This is a genomic window from Kitasatospora sp. NPDC001095 (genome assembly GCF_053598615.1).
The window spans coordinates 56,749-80,493 of record NZ_JBSFKQ010000002.1; the positions used below are offsets into that span (position 1 = coordinate 56,749).

General features: G+C 72.6%; 17 protein-coding genes and 1 pseudogene. 10 read left to right on the top strand and 8 right to left on the bottom strand.

Annotated elements, in window-relative coordinates; all coding sequences use genetic code 11:
• Positions 1-81: 81 nt before the first annotated feature.
• The 4 genes and pseudogenes from ACWDBB_RS02145 to ACWDBB_RS02160 form a co-directional block, all read right to left on the bottom strand.
• Positions 82-972: a metal-dependent hydrolase gene (locus ACWDBB_RS02145; RefSeq protein ID WP_449787820.1), complete on the bottom strand. Its 891-nt coding sequence runs from the start codon at positions 970-972 to the stop codon at positions 82-84.
• Positions 973-1,066: 94 nt separating this feature from the next.
• Positions 1,067-2,185 carry a YIP1 family protein gene (locus tag ACWDBB_RS02150; RefSeq protein ID WP_449787821.1) on the bottom strand — a complete coding sequence of 373 codons (1,119 nt, stop codon included), beginning with the start codon at positions 2,183-2,185 and terminating at the stop codon, positions 1,067-1,069.
• Between the two features lie 197 nt (positions 2,186-2,382).
• A pseudogene (locus tag ACWDBB_RS02155) lies at positions 2,383-3,456 on the bottom strand (sugar phosphate nucleotidyltransferase); the annotation flags it as partial.
• A gap of 342 nt (positions 3,457-3,798) precedes the next feature.
• Positions 3,799-6,024 carry a heterodisulfide reductase-related iron-sulfur binding cluster gene (locus tag ACWDBB_RS02160; protein WP_449787822.1) on the bottom strand — a complete coding sequence of 742 codons (2,226 nt, stop codon included), beginning with the start codon at positions 6,022-6,024 and terminating at the stop codon, positions 3,799-3,801.
• Positions 6,025-6,369: 345 nt separating this feature from the next.
• On the opposite strand from ACWDBB_RS02160, the gene dnaK reads away from it, so the two are divergent.
• The 6 genes from dnaK (at position 6,370) to ACWDBB_RS02190 (ending at position 13,126) form a co-directional block, all read left to right on the top strand.
• A complete protein-coding gene (dnaK, locus tag ACWDBB_RS02165; RefSeq protein WP_449787823.1) occupies positions 6,370-8,211 on the top strand; it encodes a molecular chaperone DnaK in 1,842 nt (613 codons plus the stop codon).
• Positions 8,208-8,825 carry a nucleotide exchange factor GrpE gene (gene grpE, locus ACWDBB_RS02170; RefSeq protein WP_449787824.1) on the top strand — a complete coding sequence of 206 codons (618 nt, stop codon included), beginning with the start codon at positions 8,208-8,210 and terminating at the stop codon, positions 8,823-8,825. The genes dnaK and grpE overlap by 4 nt, the downstream gene beginning before the upstream one ends.
• Positions 8,826-9,048: 223 nt before the next feature.
• Positions 9,049-10,209 carry a molecular chaperone DnaJ gene (gene dnaJ, locus ACWDBB_RS02175; protein ID WP_449787825.1) on the top strand — a complete coding sequence of 387 codons (1,161 nt, stop codon included), beginning with the start codon at positions 9,049-9,051 and terminating at the stop codon, positions 10,207-10,209.
• Positions 10,210-10,216: 7 nt separating this feature from the next.
• Entirely contained in the window at positions 10,217-10,747 is a 531-nt protein-coding gene (locus tag ACWDBB_RS02180; RefSeq protein ID WP_449787826.1) for a heat shock protein transcriptional repressor HspR, read from the top strand.
• A gap of 194 nt (positions 10,748-10,941) precedes the next feature.
• On the top strand, positions 10,942-11,934 hold the full coding sequence (locus ACWDBB_RS02185) for a hypothetical protein (protein ID WP_449787827.1): 993 nt from the start codon (positions 10,942-10,944) through the stop codon (positions 11,932-11,934).
• Positions 11,935-12,508: 574 nt separating this feature from the next.
• Positions 12,509-13,126: a hypothetical protein gene (locus ACWDBB_RS02190; RefSeq protein WP_449787828.1), complete on the top strand. Its 618-nt coding sequence runs from the start codon at positions 12,509-12,511 to the stop codon at positions 13,124-13,126.
• A gap of 493 nt (positions 13,127-13,619) precedes the next feature.
• Here ACWDBB_RS02190 and ACWDBB_RS02195 read toward each other — a convergent pair whose 3' ends face one another.
• The 3 genes from ACWDBB_RS02195 to ACWDBB_RS02205 form a co-directional block, all read right to left on the bottom strand.
• Entirely contained in the window at positions 13,620-14,576 is a 957-nt protein-coding gene (locus ACWDBB_RS02195; protein WP_449787829.1) for a LuxR C-terminal-related transcriptional regulator, read from the bottom strand.
• Positions 14,566-15,552: a LuxR C-terminal-related transcriptional regulator gene (locus ACWDBB_RS02200; protein WP_449787830.1), complete on the bottom strand. Its 987-nt coding sequence runs from the start codon at positions 15,550-15,552 to the stop codon at positions 14,566-14,568. Before ACWDBB_RS02200 ends, ACWDBB_RS02195 begins: the two co-directional genes overlap by 11 nt.
• Positions 15,553-16,282: 730 nt before the next feature.
• Positions 16,283-17,398 carry a TDT family transporter gene (locus ACWDBB_RS02205; RefSeq protein WP_449787831.1) on the bottom strand — a complete coding sequence of 372 codons (1,116 nt, stop codon included), beginning with the start codon at positions 17,396-17,398 and terminating at the stop codon, positions 16,283-16,285.
• A 70-nt stretch (positions 17,399-17,468) separates the two neighbouring features.
• Between ACWDBB_RS02205 and ACWDBB_RS02210 the strand changes: the two genes are divergently transcribed.
• Together ACWDBB_RS02210 and clpB are read left to right on the top strand one after the other, a co-directional pair.
• Complete coding sequence (locus tag ACWDBB_RS02210) at positions 17,469-18,401, top strand: LysR family transcriptional regulator (RefSeq protein ID WP_392923073.1); 933 nt, start codon at positions 17,469-17,471, stop codon at positions 18,399-18,401.
• A 72-nt stretch (positions 18,402-18,473) separates the two neighbouring features.
• Positions 18,474-21,080 (top strand): ATP-dependent chaperone ClpB, encoded by a 2,607-nt coding sequence (gene clpB, locus ACWDBB_RS02215; RefSeq protein ID WP_449787832.1) that lies wholly within the window; start codon positions 18,474-18,476, stop codon positions 21,078-21,080.
• 106 nt (positions 21,081-21,186) lie between these two features.
• Here clpB and ACWDBB_RS02220 read toward each other — a convergent pair whose 3' ends face one another.
• Entirely contained in the window at positions 21,187-21,465 is a 279-nt protein-coding gene (locus ACWDBB_RS02220; protein ID WP_449787833.1) for a helix-turn-helix domain-containing protein, read from the bottom strand.
• 427 nt (positions 21,466-21,892) lie between these two features.
• On the opposite strand from ACWDBB_RS02220, the gene ACWDBB_RS02225 reads away from it, so the two are divergent.
• The gene (locus ACWDBB_RS02225; protein ID WP_449787834.1) at positions 21,893-22,450 is read left to right on the top strand and encodes a YbjN domain-containing protein; all 558 of its coding nucleotides are present in this window, start codon (positions 21,893-21,895) and stop codon (positions 22,448-22,450) included.
• A gap of 120 nt (positions 22,451-22,570) precedes the next feature.
• The gene (locus ACWDBB_RS02230; protein ID WP_449787835.1) at positions 22,571-23,731 is read left to right on the top strand and encodes a pyridoxal phosphate-dependent aminotransferase; all 1,161 of its coding nucleotides are present in this window, start codon (positions 22,571-22,573) and stop codon (positions 23,729-23,731) included.
• Positions 23,732-23,745 lie beyond the last annotated feature (14 nt).

Here is a 23,745-nt window from a genome sequence, read left to right on the forward strand (position 1 = left end):
CCGCAGGGCCGACGGAGCGCACGCACGACGGGCGGCCACCCCCATCCGAGGACGGACGAGGGGTGGCCGCCCGCGGCGTTCTCAGGCCCGCTTGGGGCTGGTGACGGCGACCAGCTCGGTGCCGTCCTCGGACAGCCGCAGCTCGGTGCGCAGCTCGGCCAGCTCGCCGAGGTGGTGCAGGTGGGTGCCGCCGCAGAAGATCTGCGCGCCGCCCTCGGGCAGCTCGCAGTGCCACTGGCGGCGGGCGGTGAGCTCGGGGCCGGGCACCTCGATGCGGACCGGGGCGTCGGCGGCGACCCAGGCGGCGAGCCGGGCGTTGACGGCCTCGGTGAGGGCCGGCAGGGCGTCGGCGAGGGCCGGGAACTCCTCGGTGGCGTCCGCCGTGAAGCCCTTCTTCTTCAGCGACTTGCCGAGCCGGTAGGTGTCGGTGCTGGCCGCGGTGTCCATCACCGAGCTCGCCATGGCGAGGCTGTCGAAGTCCGGGTGGCCGAAGGCGTCCGAGCGGCCCGGATCCTTGCGCCAGCGCGGGGCGAGCGCGGCGTTCAGGGCGAGGGCGAGCAGGTGGCAGCCGCTGTGTGAGGCGCTGAGGGCGCCCCGGCGCTCGGCGTCCACGGCGAGCGCGGCGGTGCGGCCGACGATGTCGCCGGGGTCGCTGTCCAGGACGTGGAGGACCAGCCAGGACCACTCCTCGTCGCCGCGCCGGACCGGGATGTCGGCGCCGACCAGCAGCTCCCCGCCCTCGGGGCCGACGGCGCCGGTCAGGCAGTCGACCACGGCCAGTTCGGTGCCGTCCACGGTCAGGGTGCCGTGGTCGGCCGGCTGGTCGGGCCAGGTGTGGTCGAGCGGGTGGAACGGGGTCGCCTCGGTGACGACGGCGTACCGTCCGTCGGCCAGCGGGTGCACCGCGAGCACCGGGGACTCGCCGGTCACCGCCCCGGCCGGGAAGCTGACGTGGGTGGTGGGGAGGGTCATGGCCTGGCTCCGGTGAGGTAGGACGACGAGGGTGGGGCGGGCCCGGCGCTCGGCCGCGGCCCGCCCCCATTCTGCCCCTCGTCCGTGGAGGGCCTCAGCCCAGCGTCGGCAGCTTGATCAGCACCAGCAGCGCGACCAGCTGCACCGCCGAGGCGGCCGCGGCCTTGCCCCAGGGCAGGTCGTGCAGCCGCCGGACCATGCTGGTCAGCAGGTAGGCGCAGAGCGCCCAGGTGGCCCACCCGACGACCTGGACGACGACGCTGCCTGAGGGCAGCACCAGGTCGAGCAGCAGCCGGGGCGTGTCGGTGAGCCAGCCGATCAGCGCGGCCAGGCCGACGGTCGCCTTCCACGGGCCGTCGCCGCCCAGCTGGCGGGCCAGCGCGTAGGTGACCCCGCCGAAGAGCGCCCCGGCCACGGTGAAGCAGACGGCGGCGGCGAGGATGCCGGTCAGTGCCACGGTGAAGGTCGAGTTGACGATGTCGTCGTGGGTCAGCCCTATGCCGAGCACCGCGAGCGCGCCGTACAGCAGCGAGACGGTGAGGGCGGGCAGCCAGACCTGGTGGTCGCGAGTGCGGTCGAAGATCGCGGTCGGGCTGCGGAACAGGCCGGTGAACAGCTCGCGCCAGTGCGGCCGGGGCCCGGCGACGTGCGGGGCGGACTGGCCGCCGGCCCGGTAGACGGCGACGTTGTCTTGGCCGTACGGCTGCTGGTCGTAGCCCCCGTCGGGCCCGTAGCCCGCGTCCGGGCCGTAACCCTGGTCCGACCGGTAGCCCGCGGCCGGGCCGTAACCCTGGTCCGGCCCGTAGCCCCCGTCGGGGCCGTAGCCCTGCGCGGGCCCGTACGGCGGCTGCTGCCCGTGGCCGTCGTCGTAGTAGCCGTGCTCCTGGCCCGGGTGCCCCTGGTAGGGCGGCTGCTGCGGGTACGGGCCGCCGCCCGCGTACGGGTCGCCGACCGGGAAGGCCCTGGTGTTCCCGGGGCGGTCCGCCGCGTACGGGTCGTACCCGTCCCCCGCCGCCGGGCGCCCCGGCCCACCGGTGGGCCCGCCGGGCGTGCCGCCGGGACCACCGGACCGACCCGGCGCCGCCGGGTGCGGGGCCGTGAAGTACTCCGGCCCGTCCGTCGCCGCGTGCCCCCCGGGCGGCGGCGGAGGGGCAGACCATCCGCCGTGCGGACGGTTCGCGCCCTGACCGCTGTCGTATCGATTACCAGCCACGGTCCGAAGGTACCCGCCCGGCCCGGCCCGCGTCGGCCCGGGACGGACCCGGGGCCGGTTTGCAGCGAGGCTGAGACGAACGGGACCGAGGGCCCCCGCGGACGCCCCGGCCCCCGCGGGCGTTACCGCTGCGCGCCGACCGACGGCCCGTGCACCGCCGCGGCCGCGCTGGTGCCGGCCGGGCAGCCGCCCGGGCCGGCCGAGGTGCGGACGGCGCCGACCGGCAGCAGGGTGCCGCAGGCGATCCGGATGCCGTTCGGCAGCTCGTTGTCCGACTCCACGATCGCGCCGTCGCCGATCACCGCGCCGTCCAGCGCCGAGCGGTCGCCGACGGTGGCGAAGGCGCCCACGATCGAGTCCTTGACCAGGGTGTCCGGGCCGATGACCGCGCCCGGCAGGATCACGCTGCCCTCGACGATCGCGCCGGCCTCGACCACCGCGTCCTCGGCGACCACGGTGCCGCCGCTGAGCACCGCGCCCGGGTGGACGGTGGCGCCGGGCAGCAGCAGGGCGTCGCCGGTCGGGCCGGGGACGGCCGGGGAGTCGACCTTGCCGAGCACCAGGTCCGCCGAGCCGCGGACGAAGGCCGCCGGGGTGCCCAGGTCCAGCCAGTACGAGGTGTCGACGACGCCGCGCAGCAGCGCACCGGTGGCCAGCAGCTCGGGGAAGGTCTCGCGCTCGACGGACACCTCGCGGTCGGCCGGGATGCGGTCGATCACGGACCGGGTGAAGACGTAGCAGCCGGCGTTGATCTGGTCGGTGACGATCTGTTCCGGGGTCTCCGGCTTCTCCAGGAACTCCAGCACCCGCCCGTCCTCGTCGGTCGGGACGAGGCCGAAGGCGCGCGGGTCCTCGACCCGGGTCAGGTGCAGGGTGACGTCGGCCCCGGCGGCCACGTGGCCGTCGCGCAGGGCGGCGATGTCGACGCCGGAGAGGATGTCGCCGTTGAAGACCAGGACCGGCTCGTCCGGGCCGCAGGTCAGGCCGGAGGCGGCGTTGCGGATGGCGCCGCCGGTGCCCAGCGGCTCGCGCTCGGTCAGGTAGACCAGCTCGATGCCGTACGGGGTGCCGTCCTGGAAGTGGTCCTCGAACACCTCGGCCAGGTACGAGGTGGCCAGCACGACGCGGGTGACGCCGGCGGCGGCCGCGCGGGCCAACTGGTGCGCGATGAACGGGACGCCTGCCACCGGCAGCATCGGCTTGGGGGTGTGGGTGGTCAGCGGACGCAGTCGCGTGCCCTTACCACCGACCAGCATGATCGCCTCGGTCATGGTCTGCGCTGTTCCCCTTGTGGTCTCTGCGGCCCGGCCCGGTGGGCCGACACCTCGTCGTCGGTCTGGACCCGGCCGTCCGGCCGGCGCGGGTCGCCACCCGTCCGGGGCTTCCGTCCGGAACGGGTGGACCGGCACGAAGCCGGTCCGGGCCTACTGTATTTGCTTCCGACCGAATGCCCGTCCGGCGCCTGTGCGATTGCCGTCACCCGCCGTACGCCCGCCGTACCCGCGGGGGCCGTCCGCGCCAACCGAAAGCCCGGCCCGACGGGCGCGTTCACGGCGTCCACCGGGCCGGGCAGTTGTAGCAGAACTGTCGAACAGCGGGCTCAGCGGCGGCTGTTACGCGTCCACCGTCGCGGGCTGTTCCTCGCTCCCGGCCGGCGGTTGGGCCTTCACCGAGTCGAGCAGCAGCTGGGCCACGTCGACCACCTTCAGGTGCTCCTTGGCCGCGCCCTCGTTCTTCTTGCCGTTGACCGAGTCGGAGAGCATCACCAGGCAGAACGGGCAGGCGGTGGAGACGATGTCCGGGTTGAGCGACAGCGCCTCGTCCACGCGCTCGGTGTTGATCCGCTTGCCGATGCGCTCCTCCATCCACATCCGGGCACCGCCGGCGCCGCAGCAGAAGCCGCGTTCCTTGTGCCGGTGCATCTCCTGCTGGCGCAGACCGGGGACCTTGTCCATGATCTCGCGCGGCGGGCTGTAGACCTTGTTGTGGCGGCCCAGGTAGCAGGGGTCGTGGTAGGTGATCAGGCCCTCGACCGGGTTGACCGGGACGAGCTTGCCCTCGTCGATCAGGTGCTGCAGCAGCTGGGTGTGGTGGATGACCTCGAAGTGGCCGCCCAGCTGCGGGTACTCGTTGGCGATGGTGTTGAAGCAGTGCGGGCAGGTGGCCACGATCCGCTTGACCGGGGCGTCCTCCAGGGCCGCGTTCAGCGTCTCCACGTTCTGCGCGCCGAGCATCTGGAACAGGAACTCGTTGCCCAGGCGGCGGGCGGAGTCACCGGTGCAGGACTCCTCCTTGCCGAGGATCGCGAACTTCACGCCCGCGGTGTGCAGCAGCTCGGCGAAGGCCTTGGTGGTCTTCTTGGCGCGGTCCTCCAGGGCGCCGGCGCAACCGACCCAGTAGAGGTACTCGACCTCGGCGGGGTCGATGTCCTCGCCGATCACCGGCACCTCGATGCCGGTCTCCTTCTTGAGCTCCTTGACCCAGTCCAGGCGGGCCTTGGTGGCCATGCCCCACGGGTTGCCCTTGTTCTCCAGGTTCTTGAGCATCGTCCCGGCCTCGGTCGGGAACGAGGACTCGATCATCACCTGGTAGCGGCGCATGTCGACGATGTGGTCGATGTGCTCGATGTCCACCGGGCACTGCTCGACGCAGGCGCCGCAGGTGGTGCAGGACCACAGCACGTCCGGGTCGATGACGCCGTTCTCCTCGGCGGTGCCGATCAGCGGGCGCTCGGCCTCGGCCAGGGCGGCCGCCGGGACGTCCTTGAGCTGCTCTGAGGTGGCCTTCTCCTCCCCCTCCATGTCCTTGCCGCCGCCGGCCAGCAGGTACGGCGCCTTGCCGTAGGCGTGCTCGCGCAGGCTCATGATCAGCAGCTTCGGCGAGAGCGGCTTGCCGGTGTTCCAGGCCGGGCACTGCGACTGGCAGCGGCCGCACTCGGTGCAGGTGGAGAAGTCGAGGATGCCCTTCCAGGAGAAGTGCTCGACCTGGGAGACGCCGAAGACGGCGTCGTCGGCCGGGTCCTCGAAGTCGATCGGCTGACCGTTGCTGGTCATCGGACGGAGGGCGCCGAGCGCGGTGCCGCCGTCCTCCTCGCGCTTGAAGTAGATGTTGAAGAAGCCGAGGAAGCGGTGCCAGGCCACGCCCATCGAGGGGTTGAGGCCGATGGTGGTCGCCCACGCGAACGAGATGCAGATCTTCAGCATCGCGAACAGGTAGATCAGGTTCTCCAGCGTGCCGTGCGACAGGCCGCTCAGCGCGGAGACCAGCGGGTACGAGACCAGGTGCTCCGGCCCGTACGAGTCGACGCCGTTGAGGGCGCCCTCAAGGCCGCGCAGCATCAGGATGCAGAGGCCGATGCCGAGGATCGTGTACTCGACGTAGAAGGCCTGCCAGGCGATCGAGCCGGCGAACCGGGACTTGCGGCCGGACCTGGACGGCAGGCTCATCAGCCGGATCACGATCAGGACCAGGATGCCCAGCGTGGTCAGGGTGCCGATCAGCTCGACGAAGAGCTGCCAGATCATCCAGTGGCCGATGATCGGCAGCGCGAAGTCGGCGTCGAAGAGCTGACCGAACGCGTTGACGATGGTCAGCACCAGGCTGAAGAAGCCGACCGCGACGAACCAGTGGGCGACGCCGACGACCCCCCAGCGGTTCATCCTGGTGTGGCCGACGAACTCGGTCGCGACGGTCTTCACCCGCTGGGCGGGCTGCCCGAAGCGGGTGGAGTCGTCCGCACCGGTGCGGACCACCTTGTAGATGTACAGCGCCGCACGGGCGGCGAGCGCGGTGCCGATCACGAATGTGACCAGCGAGATGACGATCGCTGCTAGCTGCATCGGCTCTCCGTCTCCTGCGGCTTTGCGGTTGAGCAGGCTCTGCGGTTCTCAGGGTCTTTGGAACTGAGTGTACTGGTCGGTAACTTGCCGGGCCGACGGCCCGGACATTACCGGTGGGCAACAGTTCTCCAGAAGATTCCCAAGCTATGGCGGCAGTCACGTGGGCGCACCCCCCGCCACGGCGTGGCGGGGGCTCCCGGGGGCTCGGAGCCCACCTCCGAGCCCCGCGGCCGAGGCTCCGGCTCAGCAAAGTTGAGCGTCTCGCACTCATGCCTGTTGACGCCGCCCATCGGGTCGTGCATCCTTGAGCCCGTAAAGCTCAACTCTTCCGTGGAGGTATCTACGATGGCACGCGCGGTCGGCATCGACCTCGGTACGACGAACTCGGTCGTCAGCGTTCTGGAGGGTGGCGAGCCCACCGTCATCACGAACGCCGAGGGTGCGCGGACCACGCCGTCCGTCGTCGCCTTCGCCAAGAACGGCGAAGTCCTGGTCGGCGAGGTGGCCAAGCGCCAGGCGGTCACCAACGTCGACCGCACCATCCGCTCGGTGAAGCGCCACATGGGCACCGGGTGGAAGATCAACATCGACGGCAAGGACTTCAACCCCCAGCAGATCTCGGCCTTCGTGCTGCAGAAGCTGAAGCGCGACGCCGAGGCGTACCTGGGCGAGACCGTCACCGACGCCGTCATCACCGTCCCGGCGTACTTCAACGACTCCGAGCGCCAGGCCACCAAGGAGGCCGGCGAGATCGCGGGCCTGAACGTCCTGCGCATCGTCAACGAGCCGACCGCGGCCGCCCTCGCGTACGGCCTCGACAAGGACGACCAGACCATCCTGGTCTTCGACCTCGGCGGCGGCACCTTCGACGTCTCCCTGCTGGAGATCGGCGACGGGGTCGTCGAGGTGAAGGCCACCAACGGTGACAACCACCTCGGTGGTGACGACTGGGACCAGCGCGTCGTCGACCACCTGGTCAAGGTCTTCCAGGCCGGCCACGGCGTCGACCTGTCCAAGGACAAGATGGCCCTCCAGCGTCTGCGCGAGGCCGCCGAGAAGGCGAAGATCGAGCTGTCCTCGTCCTCCGAGACCTCGATCAACCTGCCGTACATCACGGCCTCCGCCGAGGGCCCGCTGCACCTGGACGAGAAGCTCACCCGCGCCCAGTTCCAGCAGCTGACCGCGGACCTGCTGGAGCGCTGCAAGGTCCCGTTCCACAACGTGATCAAGGACGCCGGCATCTCGCTCTCCGAGATCGACCACGTCGTCCTGGTCGGTGGCTCGACCCGCATGCCGGCCGTCGCCGAGCTCGTCAAGGAGCTGACCGGCGGCCAGGACGCCAACAAGGGCGTCAACCCGGACGAGGTCGTCGCCATCGGCGCCGCGCTCCAGGCCGGTGTCCTGAAGGGCGAGGTCAAGGACGTCCTGCTGCTCGACGTCACCCCGCTGTCCCTCGGCATCGAGACCAAGGGCGGCATCATGACCAAGCTGATCGAGCGCAACACCACGATCCCGACCAAGCGTTCCGAGATCTTCACCACGGCCGAGGACAACCAGCCGTCCGTGCAGATCCAGGTCTACCAGGGCGAGCGCGAGATCGCCGCGTACAACAAGAAGCTCGGCATGTTCGAGCTGACCGGCCTGCCGCCGGCGCCGCGCGGCCTGCCGCAGATCGAGGTCACCTTCGACATCGACGCCAACGGCATCATGCACGTCGGTGCCAAGGACCTCGGCACCGGCAAGGAGCAGAAGATGACCGTCACCGGCGGCTCCTCGCTGCCGAAGGACGAGGTCGACCGCATGCGCCGCGAGGCCGAGCAGTACGCCGAGGACGACCACAAGCGCCGCGAGGCCGTCGAGACGCGCAACTCCGCCGAGCAGCTCGTCTACTCGACCGAGAAGTTCATCGCCGACAACGCCGACAAGCTGCCGGGCGACGTCAAGACCGAGGTCGAGACCGCCATCGGCGAGCTCAAGGAGGCCCTGAAGGGCGAGGACATCGCGAAGATCCGCGAGGCCTCGGAGAAGGTCTCCACCACCGCGCAGAAGCTCGGCCAGGCGCTGTACGCCAACGCCGACGCCACCGCCGGTGCCGCCGGCTCCGGTGACTCCGCCCAGGCCAAGGACGACGACGTCGTCGACGCCGAGATCGTGGACGACGAGAAGCCCAAGGGCGGTGCGGCATGACGGACAAGCCGCAGGGCGGCAAGCCCGGCGACGACTCCGCCGCCGAAGAGGCCGTGATCAAGGCTGCCGAGGAGGCCGCCTCGGCCGGCTCCGGGGACTCCGGTTCGGAGGAGCTCGCCGCCGCCAAGCGGGAGCTCGCCGAGCGCACCGGCGACCTCCAGCGCCTCCAGGCCGAGTACCAGAACTACCGCAAGCGGGTCGAGCGCGACCGGCTGACCGTCCGCGAGATCGCCGTCTCCAACATCCTGGAGTCGCTGATCCCGGTCCTGGACGACATCGGCCGCGCCCGCGAGCACGGCGAGGTCACGGGCGGCTTCAAGTCCGTCGCCGAGTCGCTGGAGACGGTCGTCGCCAAGCTGGGCCTGCAGCAGTTCGGCAAGGAGGGCGAGCCCTTCGACCCGACCATGCACGAGGCGCTGATGCACAGCTACTCCTCGGACGTCACCGAGGACACCTGCGTGCAGATCCTCCAGCCCGGCTACCGCATCGGCGAGCGGATCATCCGCCCGGCGATGGTGGCCGTCGCCGAGCCCCAGCCCGGCAGCCAGGCGCCCTCGGACGCCGAGGCGAAGTCCACCGACAAGGACAAGTCCGACGGTGGCTCGGACAGCTGACAACCTGTGACAGCTGACAACCAGTGCGCTGCGGAGTCGTACGCCGGCCAGTACGGCGGCCGGCTCCGCAGCGCTCTGTCAACGGTCTTACACCCAGCGGCTGTTGACAGCTCTGTGACGATGGAACTCGGGAGGTGGCGGAAGCCGTGAGCGAGCGCAGCGAGCGAACAATCGAGAGGCGCGTGAACCGCTCAGCGGCTGCCGAGCGCAGCGAGGTGGACGCATGAGTGGCAAGGACTTTGTCGAGAAGGACTACTACAAGGTCCTCGGCGTGCCCAAGGACGCCACCGCTACCGAGATCAAGAAGACCTACCGCAAGCTCGCGCGCGAGTTCCACCCCGACGCCAACAAGGGTGACGCCAAGTCCGAGGAGCGGTTCAAGGACATCTCCGAGGCGTACGACGTCCTCTCCGACGAGAAGCGCCGCAAGGAGTACGACGAGGCCCGCACCCTCTTCGCCAACGGCGGCTTCCGGGCCGGCGGCCCCGGCGGCACGGGCAGCTACAGCTTCGACTTCGGCGACCTCTTCAGCGGCAGCCAGGGCGGCGGCGGTGGCGGCGGCGGCCTCGGGGACGTCTTCGGCGGCCTCTTCAACCGCGGCGGCACCCGCCAGGCCCAGCCCCGGCGCGGCGCCGACGTCGAGACCGAGGTGACGCTCTCCTTCGAGGAGGCGGTGGACGGCGCGACCGTCCCGCTGCGGATGACCAGCCAGGCCCCCTGCCGCGGCTGCAACGGCACCGGGGCCAAGGCCGGCACCACCCCGCGGGTCTGTCCGACCTGCGTCGGCGCGGGCACCGTCAGCCGCGGCCAGGGCGCCTTCGCGCTCTCCGAGCCGTGCAAGGACTGCCGCGGCCGGGGCATGATCGTCGACGACCCGTGCCCCGACTGCCACGGCAGCGGCCGCGCCAGCTCGGCCCGCACCATGCAGGTCCGGATCCCGGCCGGCGTCCAGGCCGACCAGCGCATCCGGCTCAAGGGCAAGGGCGCCCAGGGCGAGCGCGGCGGGCAGCCCGGCGACCTCTACGTCACCGTGCACGTCGACCCGCACCCGGTGTTCGGCCGCAAGGGCGACAACCTCACCGTCACCGTCCCCGTCGCCTTCCCCGAGGCGGCGCTCGGCGCGACCATCGAGGTGCCCACGCTGAACGGCCCGGCCGTGAAGCTCAAGCTGCCCCCGGGCAGCGCCAACGGCCTCACCATGCGCGCCCGCGGCAAGGGCGCCACCCGCAAGGACGGCACCCGCGGCGACCTCCTCGTCACCGTCGAGGTCGTGGTGCCGCAGCACGTCACCGGCGACGCGCTGAGCGCCCTGGAGCAGTACCGCGAGGCCACCGCCTCCGACGATCCGCGAGCCGACCTGTTCAGGGCGGCGAAGGGAGCGTGACGACCAGATGTCCCCGATGAACCCGATCGACCCCGACACCCCGATCGGCTCCGGCCTCGGCGAGGGCCTGCCCGGCGCCGGCGCCCGCCGCACCCGCCGGGCCGCCGCGGCCCCGCCGACGTACGTGCTCACCGAGGACACCCCGGTGTACGTCATCTCCGTGGCCGCCGAACTGTCCGGTCTGCACCCGCAGACCCTGCGCCAGTACGACCGCCTCGGCCTGGTCTGCCCCGACCGCACCGCCGGCCGGGGCCGCCGCTACTCCGCGCGCGACATCCAGCAGCTGCGCGAGGTCCAGCGGCTCTCCCAGGACGAGGGCATCAACCTGGCGGGGATCAAGCGGATCATCGAGCTGGAGAACCAGGTCACCGCCCTCCGGTCCCGCGTCGCGGAGCTGGTCGACTCGCTGGAAGGCGCCGCCGCCGCCCTCCAGCAGCGCGAGGCCGCCGTCCACGCGTCCTACCGCCGCGACCTCGTCCCGTACCAGCCCCCCACCCCGCAGTCCAGCGCGCTCGTCGTCTGGCGTCCCAAGCGCTGACCTGACGGATCCACCGAGCCGCCGGCCCCTCCTCTCGGGGGGTGCCGGCGGCTCGGTGTTGGTGAGAGAGTGCTCTATCGGGCCGGCACGGTCGATCTGCGGGCGGCAAGGCACCCGGTCAGCGCCACCTAGGATTCTTGCCACAGAAGACGACAGTCGCGTTGACTACTTCCCGGTCAACACTAGGAGCCGAGATGAGTGGGCGAGAGCACGCGGGGGCTGCATTCAGCGGATCGCGCGTCCTGTCCGAGGACGCCCGAAAGCTCTACCTGCAGGCCGTCAACGAGAACGGTCGTCTCTTCCGGAGCGCGTGTCCGGCCACCAGTGTCCCGGCCCTCGATGAATTGTTGAAACTCGGACTGCTCATACCCGACAGCGACGATCCGGGCGCTTTGCTCGCGGTCGATCCGGCCCAACTCGCCGACAGTCTGAGTTCCACCTGGCAGCGTCAGGCCCTCGATCTGCTCTCCAGAGCGGTATCGCTGCCCGGCGACCTCAGCGAACTCGCCGAGGCATTTCACGCCCCCGACACGACGGGTGGGGCCATCGAATACATCCACGGGAAAGCGCGGATAAATCAGAGACTTCAGCAGTCGGCCGCCGCGGGAGTCACGGAAGGCCTGTCGATGCAGCCCGGCGGACCCCGCCCGGCGGAAATGCTGACGTCTTTCCTGGCGCGCGACCTGGAGATTCTCCGCCACGGCGCGTCGATGCGCACCATTTACAACGCGAGCACCCGCTACCACCAGGCGACCCGGGACTACGTCGCGAAGCTGACCGAGGAAGGGTGGCAGTTCCGCACCCTGGACGAGCCGTACGCCCGGCTGATCATCGTGGACCGCAAGCTGGCCGTGATTCCGGTGGTGGACGACGACCTGGCGGCGTTCATCCACGATCCGGCCATCGTCAGCTTCCTCATCGAGGAGGTCTTCGAGCGGAGTTGGAACCGGGCCCTGGAATTCGACGGGGACCGTTCCGTCCCCCAACAAGTCGTCTCCAGACTGCGCCAGACGATCATCGACCTGATGCTCGCCGGGACGAACCACCGGGTCATCGCACGACGGCTGGGCATCAGTGAGCGCACCCTGGCGCGCCACATCGCGGAACTGAGGGAGGAGTACCACGTCGACTCCCTCTTCCAGCTGGGCTACGCGCTCGGCCGGTCGACGAGACCGGAACTGGGCTGAGGGCGGCCGCCGAATCCCGCCCCACCCGGCGCGAAAGGCTCAGCCTTCACGCCCGCCCCGTCCCGATCGAGCCGTGGAACCGGATTTCAGCCCCAGTGCAGGTCGTCGGCGACAGCCGCCAGCGCACTGGTGCTCACAGCCGCGTGCCCGCCGTCGGACGGGAAGGAGACTCCGGTCAGAACCGCCATGCCGATGAGGATCGGAAGCGCAGCCTTGCAGACGAGTCGACGCAGAGACACGGACCCACCCTCCAAACTCTCGAACACCTAGGACCGAATCAATAGCACTGGCGTCCACATGATGCCGCACCTTCCGCGAGAGTGCCATCCCCACTCCCCCCGGCCGGAGCGTCATCTCTCTGCCAGGCATCCAGATGACAGGGCGGGACGCTGGACGCGGCCGCGCGCGCTGATAGACGATCAGTTCGCTCCCAATGGTCCAGCACAGATAGCGAACTTGCCGCTGTACCGTCAAATATCTGCCGGATCTCTTCCGCTCGCAGACTCAAAAACCACTGTCCTCAGCGCCCGCCGGCACCACATCACCACCCGGTCGGCCTTTCCCCGGAGTCGACATGACCGAGCCCTACCTGCGTCACCACGACAGCCAGGCCCCTGAGGGTCGGCGTGCACGTGTGTTCCTGGCCGCCCCCCTGATGCGACTGACCGGGCCGGCCGACAGTGTGGTGACGCTCGCCAGCCGGACGCGGCTGACGACGCTCCGCACCACCCTGCTGCGCAGCGGCGCCGCCGTGTACAGCGCGCACCACAGTGACGCCTGGACCGTCTCCGGCCGCGCGCCGGAGCCCCGCGTCCCCTCCGACTTCCGCGCCCTCCAGTCCGCCGACCTCGTGTTCGCCTACGTCGGGGCCCCCCTCTCGGCCGGCGTGAGCCTGGAGCTCGGCTGGGCGTCGGCGCTGCGCAAGCCCATCGTCCTCCTGGTCGACGAGGCCATCACCCACAACCCGCTGATCGCCACCATCGAGCAGGTCGCCCCCGTCCTGCCGCTGGTCTTCGACGACACCTGGTCGCAGGAGGCCCTCAACCACACGGTCGAGACCGCACTCGACTGGGCGGGCATGGCGCTCTCCCTGCGCGAGGGCTTCTGGACCGCCCCCGGCGAGCAGTTCAACGTCCCCCGGCAGCAGCCCCCGGTCCCCGGCTACTGGCCGACCGGCGCCGCCACCGGCTGAGCGACCGTCACGTCCCGGCCCGGCTGCCCGTGTCCGCCGGCCCGGTCGCAACGGCGCCTCCGCGTCGTACGGCTCACGCAGCCGGGCGAGGTGACCGGCGACGGTGCGCCCGCCCAGCCCCGTCCGGCCGGCGATCGCCCGCTGCGTGAGCCCCCGAGCGCGCGGCCGTCCGGCCTCCTCGTGGCTGGCGGGCCCCCTCGCACCGTCGAACAGCGCGACCCGGTCCACGACTTGGGCCTGCCGCCGGCGCCGCTCGAAGACGCCCAGCAGGTACGTGACCGCCGCCGGATCCTCCACCATGGCGGCGACCCCGTCGTCCGGGGTCGCCGGGATCACGGCGACGGCGCGGTCGAGCACCGGCGTCCGGCCGGAGCCGGCGCCGGGGACCCGGATCCGCGGGCCCGCTTCCGTGGCCGTCGCCGCGTCGTGGGCCCGGACGCGGCCCTCCGGCGGATCCGGAAGGTGGGCGGCGCGGAGCGCGGTGGCGGCGGGGTCAGTCACGGTGCTCGCCCCGCAGCTGCCAGCCGAGGTGGAAGAGGGTGCGGGCGCCGTAGCGGTCGCGCAGCCGGGAGATGTGGGCGGCGACGGTGCGCTCGCTGACGCCCAGCCGGGTGGCGACGGCCCGCTGGGTGAGGCCGCGGGCGAGCAGCCGGCCGATCCGGACGGTGGTGACGGACGGCGGATCGAGGTGGCCGTCGGCGGGGGTGGCGCGGGCCCAGTCGCGTTCGAACTGGGCCACCAGGAAGGCGACGGTGGTGGGGTCGGTGAGGAAGACGGCCCGGCTGCGGTCCTCGGCGGCGGGGATGACGGCCACCACCCGGTCGAAGACCAGCACCCGCTCGTACGGTTCGGCGAGGACCCGGACCTGGGCGCCCTGTCCGGTGCGCAGGGCCACCTGGCTCCGCACGGCGGGGTCGGCGAGGGTGACCGACTGGTAGACGGTACGCAGCGCGCAGCCGCGGCGGAGCAGCGAGAGGTCCTGGGCGAGGGCCATCCGAAGCCCTTCGAGCGGACGCAGCCCCGGCTGGGCGGCCAGCACCTCCTCGCGGCACTCCGAGACGAGCTCGCTGATCCGCCCGCGGACCTCGGCGGCGTCGAGGACGGCGCCGGTCCCGGGGCGCGCGGCCGAGGGGCCCGGGGGCGGGGCTCCGACCGGGTGGCGGGCCTCGTCGTAGGCGCGGGCCAGCGGGCCGAGCACGGCCGGGAGCCGCTCGGCGTGCCGCAGCAGCCGCAGGGCGCGGGTGCGCAGTTCGACGCCGATCCGGTCGCCGAGGGCGCGCGGGCCGGCGGCGGTCCAGCCGGTGGCGGTGGGGGTGAGCAGGCCGCGGGCGACGAGCGCGGCCAGGGCCGGGCGGTCGGCGGGGGCGAGGTCGTCCGGGCGCAGCCGGCCGCCGCCCCGGACGGCGACGAGGTAGAGGGCCCGCTCGGCCGGGCCCGGTTCATCGGTCATCGCGGGCGCCTCGCATCAGCCAGCCGAGTTGGAAGAGGGTCTGAGCGCCGTAGCGGTCGCGCAGCCGGGAGATGTGGGCGGCGACGGTGCGCTCGCTCAGGCCCAGCCGGGTGGCGACGGCCCGCTGGGTGAGGCCGCGGGCGAGCAGCCGGCCGACCCGGTCGGGGACGGTGCGGGCGGGTCCCTGGCCGAGGGCGGCCCCGGCGGTGTCGGCGCGGGCCCAGTCGCGTTCGAAGCCGCCGACCAGGTAGGTGATGGTGGCCGGGTCGGTGATGAAGGCGGCGGTGCTGTTGTCGTCGTTGGCGGAGATCACGGCGACGGAGCGGTCGAAGACGATCAGCCGCTGGAAGGGCTCGTCGAGCACGCGGATGAGCGAGCCGTGCCGGGTGACCTCCTCGGCGTAGGCGAGCGCGGGCGGGTCGGCGAACGCGACCGGCTGGTAGATGGTGCGCAACGAGCAGCCGCGCTGCAGCAGTTGGACGTCCTGGAGGAGGGCGACCTGGAGGGTGTCGGCGGGCCGGTGGCCGGGCTGCGCGGTGAGCACCTCGGAGCGGCAGTCGGAGACCAGCTGGGAGATCCGCTGGCGGATGTGGACGTGCCCCTCGACGTGCACGGCGGCGCCGGCCCGGTCGGTCGGTCGGGGCATCGCGTCGTAGGCCCTGGTGAGGCCGTCCAGGGCGCCCGGGAGGTTCTCCGCGCGGACCAGCAGCCGGGTGGCCTCGCTGCGCAGTTCGGCGCCGAGGCGGTCGCTGACCGAACGCGGGCTGACCGCGGTGTAGCAGCGGTCCATCCGGTTGACCATCAACAGGCCGATGTCGATGAGCTGTTGCAGCGCGCCCCGGTCGACGTCCGCGACCTCGGCGGTGGGGACGCGGCCGCCCTCGGCGATGATGGCCAGGTAGAGCTGCCGGGCGGCCTCGTCGGGTTCCTCGCCCACCGGCCCGTGGTGCGGTGTGGCCGCCGGGTCCCCCGTCACGTCGCACTCTCCCTGCCGGACGCCTGTCCCCTGGTACTGCCCGTGCTCCCCGCCGCGCGGGCCGTGGCACCGACGGGCCGGGGGCCCGCGGTACCGGTGGGCCGGTACGGCGTGATCATGGAACCGGCGGTCACGGTACCGGTTGGTGCGGCGGGCCCCCGGGCCGGGTGCCGTCGCACGCCGGTTCGTCCGGGGGCCGCCATCGGTACGCCAAGCCCAAGCGCTCCCGTCGAGGCGGAGCAGCAACGCCTCGACGGGTCCGGTCCGGAGGCCATCACCACACATGGCCCCCGGTCCGGTGCTCTTCCCCCCCGTTCCACCGGTGCGCGAGTCGCACCTGCGGTCAGCATGAAGAGCCAGCCGCCGTCATCGGGCTGCGGTTGCCCGGACGACTTGGCGTGCCTCCACCCTCACAGCGTGACGGCCGGTGAACAAGTGTCGCCCGAGTGCAGGTTCGCGCAATTGCAGCTATCTGCAGCCGGCCCGGCTTCGGCGCCCCGGGCGGTGGGGCGGACTCCGGTGGGAATCGCGGCCGGTGAGGGGTGTCGGTGCCCCCGGCGGCCGCGCCGGGCGGCCGGGCGCGGTGCCCCGGCGCTGCACGTTCCTGCACCGGCGGCGTGTTCCCGGGCCGTGCGTCGGGGCGCGACGGCGGGAGGCCTCGGACCCACCCCGGCCGTCGGACCCGCCCCGGCCGTCGGACCCGCCCCGGCCGTCGGACCCGCCCCGGCCGTCAGACCCGCCCGAGCAGCCGGCCCCGGGCCAGCCCGGCCGCGGTGCCGCCCGCGGCGAGCACCCAGGCGAGCGCCAGCAGCAGGTACAGGCCGAGGGCCAGCCCGCTGAAGCCCGCGAAGCCGGTGTGCCGGGCGAGCGCCGAGGCGCCGGTGACGCAGGTGCCGACCGGGAAGGTGTACGCCCACCAGGTCATCGCGAACGGCATCCCGGCCCGCCGGGCGCGCAGGTTGGCGGTGAGCGCGACGGCCAGCCAGAGCATCGCGACGCCGATCACCGCCACCCCGTACAGCTCGGCGAGGTCGACCATGGCGGGCGCCAGCGCGGGCAGCACCGGGCGGGCGGCGTCGGCGAGCTGGTGGACCGCGGTGACGGACTGGCCGAGGGGGCCGAGCACCAGGAACAGCGAGGGGGTGAGCGCCAGGGCGGGCAGCTTGCTGTGGAACAGCCCGGTGAACACCACCGGCAGCAGCACCAGGGTGGCCAGCAGGCCGACCCCGAACAGCGCCCAGCAGCCGTACAGCATGGCCTGCTGGGGCGTCCCGGCCGGCAGGTGGGGGACGAGCGCGGGGCCGCAGGCGGAGCCGACCAGCGGGGCGACGACCGGCAGCAGCCAGGTCGGGTTGGCCTCCAGGGCGGAGACCGGGTGCCGGGTGATCATCAGGTACGGGATGCCGCCGGCCACCGCGAGCGCGTACACCGTGCCGAGGGTCCACAGCACCGCGTCCAGGGCGACCGCCGGGCCGGTGCCGATGACCCGGGAGCCGAGCAGCAGGGTGCCCAGTCCGACCGCCAGCAGCGCCATCGGCGGGCAGCCGTAGAAGACCGCGGTGGCCGGGTTGTCCAGCAGCTGGGCGCGGGCCGCCTCGCGGTGCCGGGTGAGGTGGACCAGCCGGGCCCCGACCAGCACCAGCAGGGCGGCCAGCGCGAGCGCCCACATCACCTCGCCGAAGCCGGTCAGCCCGGGCAGCCGCACCGGGAGGACGGCGGCGCCGTTCGCCAGGATCGCGGTGCCCATCACGGCGGCGTACCAGTTGGGGCCGAGCTGGGCGAGGTCCGGCCGGGGGCGGACGGCGGCGGGGCGGGCGAGGGGGCGGATACCGGCCAAAGTGGACATGCCCCTACCGTCGCCGGTGGGCCGGGCGGCCGGTAGCGCCGGGGCTCCTATGGGGGCATAGCCTGAACCTATGGCCCTCTCCTCGCACGTCCCCGAACTCGGCGCCCTGGAACTGCTGCTCGCGGTGGCCCGGCTGGGCAGCGTCGGACGGGCGGCGGCCGAGCTGGGCGTCAGCCAGCCGACCGCCAGCGCCCGGATCAAGGGCATGGAGCGGCAGATCGGCGTCCCGCTGCTGGACCGCTCGCCCCGGGGCAGCCGGCCGACCGAGGCGGGCCGACTGGTGGTCGAGTGGGCCCGGCAGGTGGTGGAGGCGGCGCAGGCCCTGGACGCCGGGATCGACGCGCTGCGCGAGCGGCGGGACGCCAAGCTGCGGGTGGTGGCCAGCCTGACCGTCGCCGAGTACCTGATGCCCGGCTGGCTGCTGAGCCTGTCCGAGGCCAGCCCGGGGACGGCGGTGACGCTGCGGACGGCGAACTCGGCGGAGGTCGCCGGGCACGTCCTGGCCGGGGACGCCGACCTCGGCTTCGTCGAGGGCCCGTCCACGCCGCCCGGGCTGGCCGGCGCCGTGGTCGCGGCGGACCGGCTGGTGGTCGTGGTCGCGCCGGGCCATCCCTGGGCCCGGCGCCGCGCCCCGCTGACCGGGGCCGAGCTGGCGGCCACCCCACTGACGCTGCGCGAGCCCGGCTCGGGGACCAGGGAGGTGCTGGAGACGGCCCTGCGGCCGTACGGGGGCGTGGCGCGGCCCCGGATGGAGCTGGCCTCGTCCACCGCACTGAAGGCGGCGGCGATGACCGGGGCGGGGCCGGTCTGCCTGAGTGAGCTGGCGGTGACGGAGGAGCTGGCCACCCGACGGCTGGTCGAGGTGCCGCTGGCGCGGGAACTGGACCTGCGACGGCCGCTGCGCGCGGTCTGGCCGGCCGGGCAGCGGCCGGGCGGGCCGGCCCGGGAGCTGCTGGGGCTGACCCGGCGGACGGCCGTCCGGAATCCGACGAGCAAAAGTTGAGCGGAATAGACTCAACATAGTGCATGCTGTACGTAGCAGTAGTGAAGGACGACGAGGGAGGACTCCCCAGCAGTGGACGCCAGCAAGTTCACCACCAAGACGCAGGACGCCCTGGCCGCCGCGATCCGGCAGGCGGGCACGGCCGGCAACCCGGACGTCAGGCCGGTGCACATCCTGATCGCCCTGCTGGAGCAGCCCGAGGGCATCGCCCGGCCCCTGCTGGAGGCGGTCGGGGCGGACGTCGCCCGGGTCGACACCGAGGCCCGCCGCCAGGCCGCCGCGCTGCCCAGCGCGATGGGCTCGACGGTCGCCGCGCCGCAGCTCGCCCGGGACACCATCGCGGTGCTCACCGAGGCCGGCAAGCGCGCGGACGACCTGGACGACCAGTACGTCTCCACCGAGCACCTGATGGTCGGCCTGGCCGCCGAGGGCGGCGCCGTGGCCGAGCTGCTGGTGCACCAGGGCGCCACGCCGAAGGCGCTGCTCGCGGCGTTCAAGGACGTCCGGGGCAGCGGCAAGGTCACCTCACCGGACCCGGAGGGCACCTACAAGGCCCTGGAGAAGTACGGCACCGACCTCACCCAGGCCGCCCGGGACGGCAAGCTCGACCCGGTGATCGGCCGCGACCACGAGATCCGCCGGGTGGTCCAGGTGCTCTCCCGCCGGACGAAGAACAACCCGGTGCTGATCGGCGAGCCCGGCGTCGGCAAGACCGCCGTGGTCGAGGGCCTGGCCCAGCGCATCGTGGCCGGCGACGTGCCGGAGTCGCTGCGCGGCAAGCGGCTGGTCGCGCTGGACCTCGGCGCGATGGTCGCGGGCGCCAAGTTCCGCGGCGAGTTCGAGGAGCGGCTGAAGGCCGTCCTCAACGACATCAAGTCCTCCGACGGCCAGGTCGTCACCTTCATCGACGAGCTGCACACCATGGTCGGCGCGGGCGCCGGCGGCGACTCCGCGATGGACGCGGGCAACATGCTCAAGCCGATGCTGGCCCGCGGCGAGCTGCGGATGGTCGGCGCCACCACGCTGGACGAGTACCGCGAGCGGATCGAGAAGGACCCCGCCCTGGAGCGCCGCTTCCAGCAGGTGCTGGTCGGCGAGCCCAGCGTGGAGGACTCGATCGCCATCCTGCGCGGGCTCAAGGGCCGGTACGAGGCGCACCACAAGGTGCAGATCTCGGACGCCGCGCTGGTCGCCGCGGCCACCCTGTCCAACCGCTACATCACCTCCCGCTTCCTGCCCGACAAGGCGATCGACCTGGTCGACGAGGCGGCCTCCCGGCTGCGGATGGAGATCGACTCCTCCCCGGTCGAGATCGACGAACTCCAGCGCTCCGTCGACCGGTTGCGGATGGAGGAGCTCGCCCTGGACAAGGAGTCGGACCCGGCCTCGGTGGACCGGCTGGCCCGGCTGCGGCGCGACCTCGCCGACCGGAACGAGCAGTTGAGCGTGCTGACGGCGCGCTGGGAGCAGGAGAAGAAGAGCCTCAACCGGGTCGGCGAGCTCAAGGAGCGGCTGGACGACCTGCACGGCGCGCTCGAACGCGCCCAGCGGGACGGTGACTTCGAGCGGGCGTCCAAGCTGATGTACGCCGAGATCCCGGCCGCCGAGAAGGAGCTCACCGACGCCCAGGAGCGCGCCGCCGACCAGGACGCCTCCGCCTCGATGGTCAAGGAGGAGGTCGGCCCGGACGACGTGGCCGACGTGGTCGCCTCCTGGACGGGCATCCCGGCCGGCCGGCTGCTGGAGGGTGAGAGCGCCAAACTCCTGCGCATGGAGGAGGAGTTGGGCAGGCGCCTGATCGGCCAGAAGGAGGCCGTGCAGGCCGTCTCGGACGCGGTGCGGCGCACCCGCTCCGGCATCGCCGACCCGGACCGCCCGACCGGCTCCTTCCTCTTCCTCGGCCCGACCGGCGTCGGCAAGACCGAACTCGCCAAGGCCCTGGCCGACTTCCTGTTCGACGACGAGCGGGCGATGGTCCGGATCGACATGAGCGAGTACGGCGAGAAGCACTCGGTCTCCCGCCTGGTCGGCGCCCCGCCCGGGTACGTCGGCTACGAGGAGGGCGGCCAGCTCACCGAGGCCGTCCGCCGCCGCCCGTACAGCGTGGTCCTGCTGGACGAGGTGGAGAAGGCCCACCCGGAGGTCTTCGACGTCCTGCTCCAGGTGCTGGACGACGGCCGGCTCACCGACGGCCAGGGCCGCACGGTGGACTTCCGCAACGCCATCCTGATCCTCACCTCCAACCTGGGCAGTCAGTACCTGGTCGACCCGACCACCCCGGAGGCGGAGAAGCGGGAACTGGTGCTGGGCGCCGTCCGGTCCGCGTTCAAGCCGGAGTTCCTCAACCGGCTGGACGACATCGTGGTCTTCGAACCGCTGGGCACCAACGAGCTCAGCCGGATCGTCGACCTCCAGGTGGCCCGCCTGGGCGAGCGGCTGCAGGAGCGGCGGCTCACCCTGGAGGTCTCCGAGGCCGCCCGCGACTGGCTGGCGCTCACCGGCTACGACCCGGCGTACGGCGCCCGCCCGCTGCGCCGGCTGGTGCAGTCCGCGATCGGCGACCAGCTCGCCCGGGCGATCCTCTCCGGCGCGGTGCACGACGGGGACACCGTCGTGGTCGAGCGGGACGAGGAGGGCGACCGCCTCACCGTCCGCGGCCGGGGGCCGCTGGAGAAGTAGTACGGCCGGGCGTCCGGCGCACGGGCCGCTCCCTCCGCTCCGGCGGCGGGGCGGCCCGTTCCGCTTCCGCGCCCGGCGTCACCCGGGCGGCCTCACCCGGCGGGCGTCACTTCGCCGCCTGCCGCAGCCGCCGCGTCCGGTCCCGCCGGCTGCGCGCCAGCCGGTGCAGCTCGGCCACCTGGGCGTCCGGCAGGCCCCAGGCCTGGGTCAGCAGCCGGAGCGTGGACACCCGCGGGCAGGAGAGCCCCCGTTCCAGGTCCCTGATCGACCGCACGCTCAGCCCGGTCGCCTCGCCCAGCTGCTCCTGCGTCATGCCCCGGTCCAGCCGGATGCTCCGCAGCAGCGCCCCGAGCGATGCGCCGTCCCCCGTCGCCGCTCCACCCACGCCTGTTCCCCCCTCAATTCCGGCCAGTCCACCCCAGGACGGCCCAACTCCCCCGGTCCGGCCGGGATTTGATCGAAGCGAGTGCCGTCGCACGCTAACCGCAACCGGCCGGCGCGGCAGCCGAACCGGCGCGCCGGGCGCGTGACGTGACTCACGCGCCCGGCGCGGACGGCCCGCCCCCCGCCCCGCGCACCCTGCGTGACCGCCACCCCTTGAACCCGCCGCCGGAACCGCCGGACGGCACCCGGGAGAACCGGGGGAAGAACGCCGGGAAGAACGGATGGAAGAACGGGGGGACGAACACCGGACGAAGATCCACACACCCCCGGCTGCCCCTGTGAGCGAAGCCCCGAATGAGGCAGGATGGGAGGTGGAAAGGGCGGCCTCTCATTGCCGGCCACCACGTGCACTGAGGAAGAGGACCCCCATGAGCATCGACCCGTCGTCCATCCCGTCCTTCGGCGTTCCCCAGGGCGGCCAGCCCGGCGGCCAGGGCGGTCGGCCGGCCGGCCCGCCGCCGGTCATCGTCCCGGACCAGGCCCTGGTCACCCAGCTGCTGGACCAGATGCAGCTCAAGCACGTCGTGGACGAGGAGGGCGACCTCACCGCCCCCTGGGAGGGCTTCCGCGTCTACTACATGTTCCGCGGCGAGCAGAAGGAGCTCTTCGCGGTCCGCGCCTTCTACGACCGCGCGTACCCGCTGGAGAAGAAGGGCGAGATCCTCGACCTGATCGACGAGTGGAACCGCGAGACCCTCTGGCCCAAGGTGTACACCCACACCCACGAGGACGGCGTGGTCCGCCTGATCGGCGAGGCCCAGATGATCGTCGGCACCGGCGTCAACCTGGACTACTTCGTCACCACCACCGCCAACTGGACCCAGGCCGCGGTCGGCTTCGAGCAGTGGATCGTCGAGCGCCTCGGCCTCCAGAACGAGATCGAGGGCGAGGACGGCGAGGGCACCGAGGGCACCGACGAGGCCTGATCCCGCTCCCGGCACTCCGGTCCGGCCCGCCACCGCCTCCGCGCCGGTGGCGGGCCGTTCTTGTCCCCGGCTCCCGGCTGTCCCAGGATGGCCCTGACGACGAGCCGCGAGGAGCCACCGATGGGTACCAGGCCACTGCTGAACCGCCGACTGGCCCGGATGGGCACGACGGTCTTCGCCGAGATGTCCGCGCTGGCCACGGCCACCGGCTCGATCAACCTCGGCCAGGGCTTCCCGGACACCGACGGGCCCGAGGAGGTCCGCGAGGCGGCCGTACGGGCCCTGCGCGAGGGCCGCGGCAACCAGTACCCGCCCGGCCCCGGCGTCCCCGAACTGCGCGCTGCGATCGCCGAGCACCAGCAGCGCTTCCACGGCCTCTCGTACGACCCCGACACCGAGGTGCTGGTCACCGCCGGCGCCACCGAGGCCATCGCCGCCGCCCTGCTGGCCCTGCTGGAGCCCGGCGACGAGGTGATCGCCCTCGAACCCTTCTACGACTCCTACGCGGCCTGCATCGCCATGGCCGGCGCCACCCGCCGCCCGCTCACCCTGCGGGCCCCGACCTTCCGCCCCGACCTCGACGAGCTGCGCGCCCTGATCACCCCGCGCACCCGGCTGCTGCTGATCAACACCCCGCACAACCCGACCGGCACCGTCCTCACCCCCGAGGAACTGCGCGGCATCGCCGAACTTGCCGTCGAACACGACCTGTTGGTCATCACCGACGAGGTCTACGAGCACCTCGTCTTCGGCACCGTCCACCACCCGCTCGCAGCACTGCCCGGCATGCGCGAGCGCACCGTCACCATCTCCTCGGCCGGCAAGACCTTCTCCTTCACCGGCTGGAAGGTCGGCTGGGTCACCGCGAGCCCGGACCTGGTCGCGGCCGTGCGCACCGCGAAGCAGTACCTCACCTACGTCAGCGCCGGCCCCTTCCAGTACGCCGTCGCGGAGGCGCTGCGGCTGCCCGACGCCTACTTCGACACCCTCCGCGCCGACCTGCTGCGCAAGCGCGACCTGCTGGTCGACGGCCTCGGCGCGGCCGGCTTCCGCGCCTTCACGCCCGAGGGCACGTACTTCGTCACCACCGACATCACCCCGCTCGGCGAGAAGGACGGCATCGAGTTCTGCCGCGCCCTGCCCGGCCGTTGCGGCGTCGTCGCCATTCCGAACGCGGTGTTCTACGACGACGTGGACGCCGGCCGTAGCCTGGTCCGCTTCGCTTTCTGCAAAAAGGACGAGGTTCTTCGGGAGGCCGTCACCCGTCTACAGCGCCTGTGAGGGGCCGCACGCCC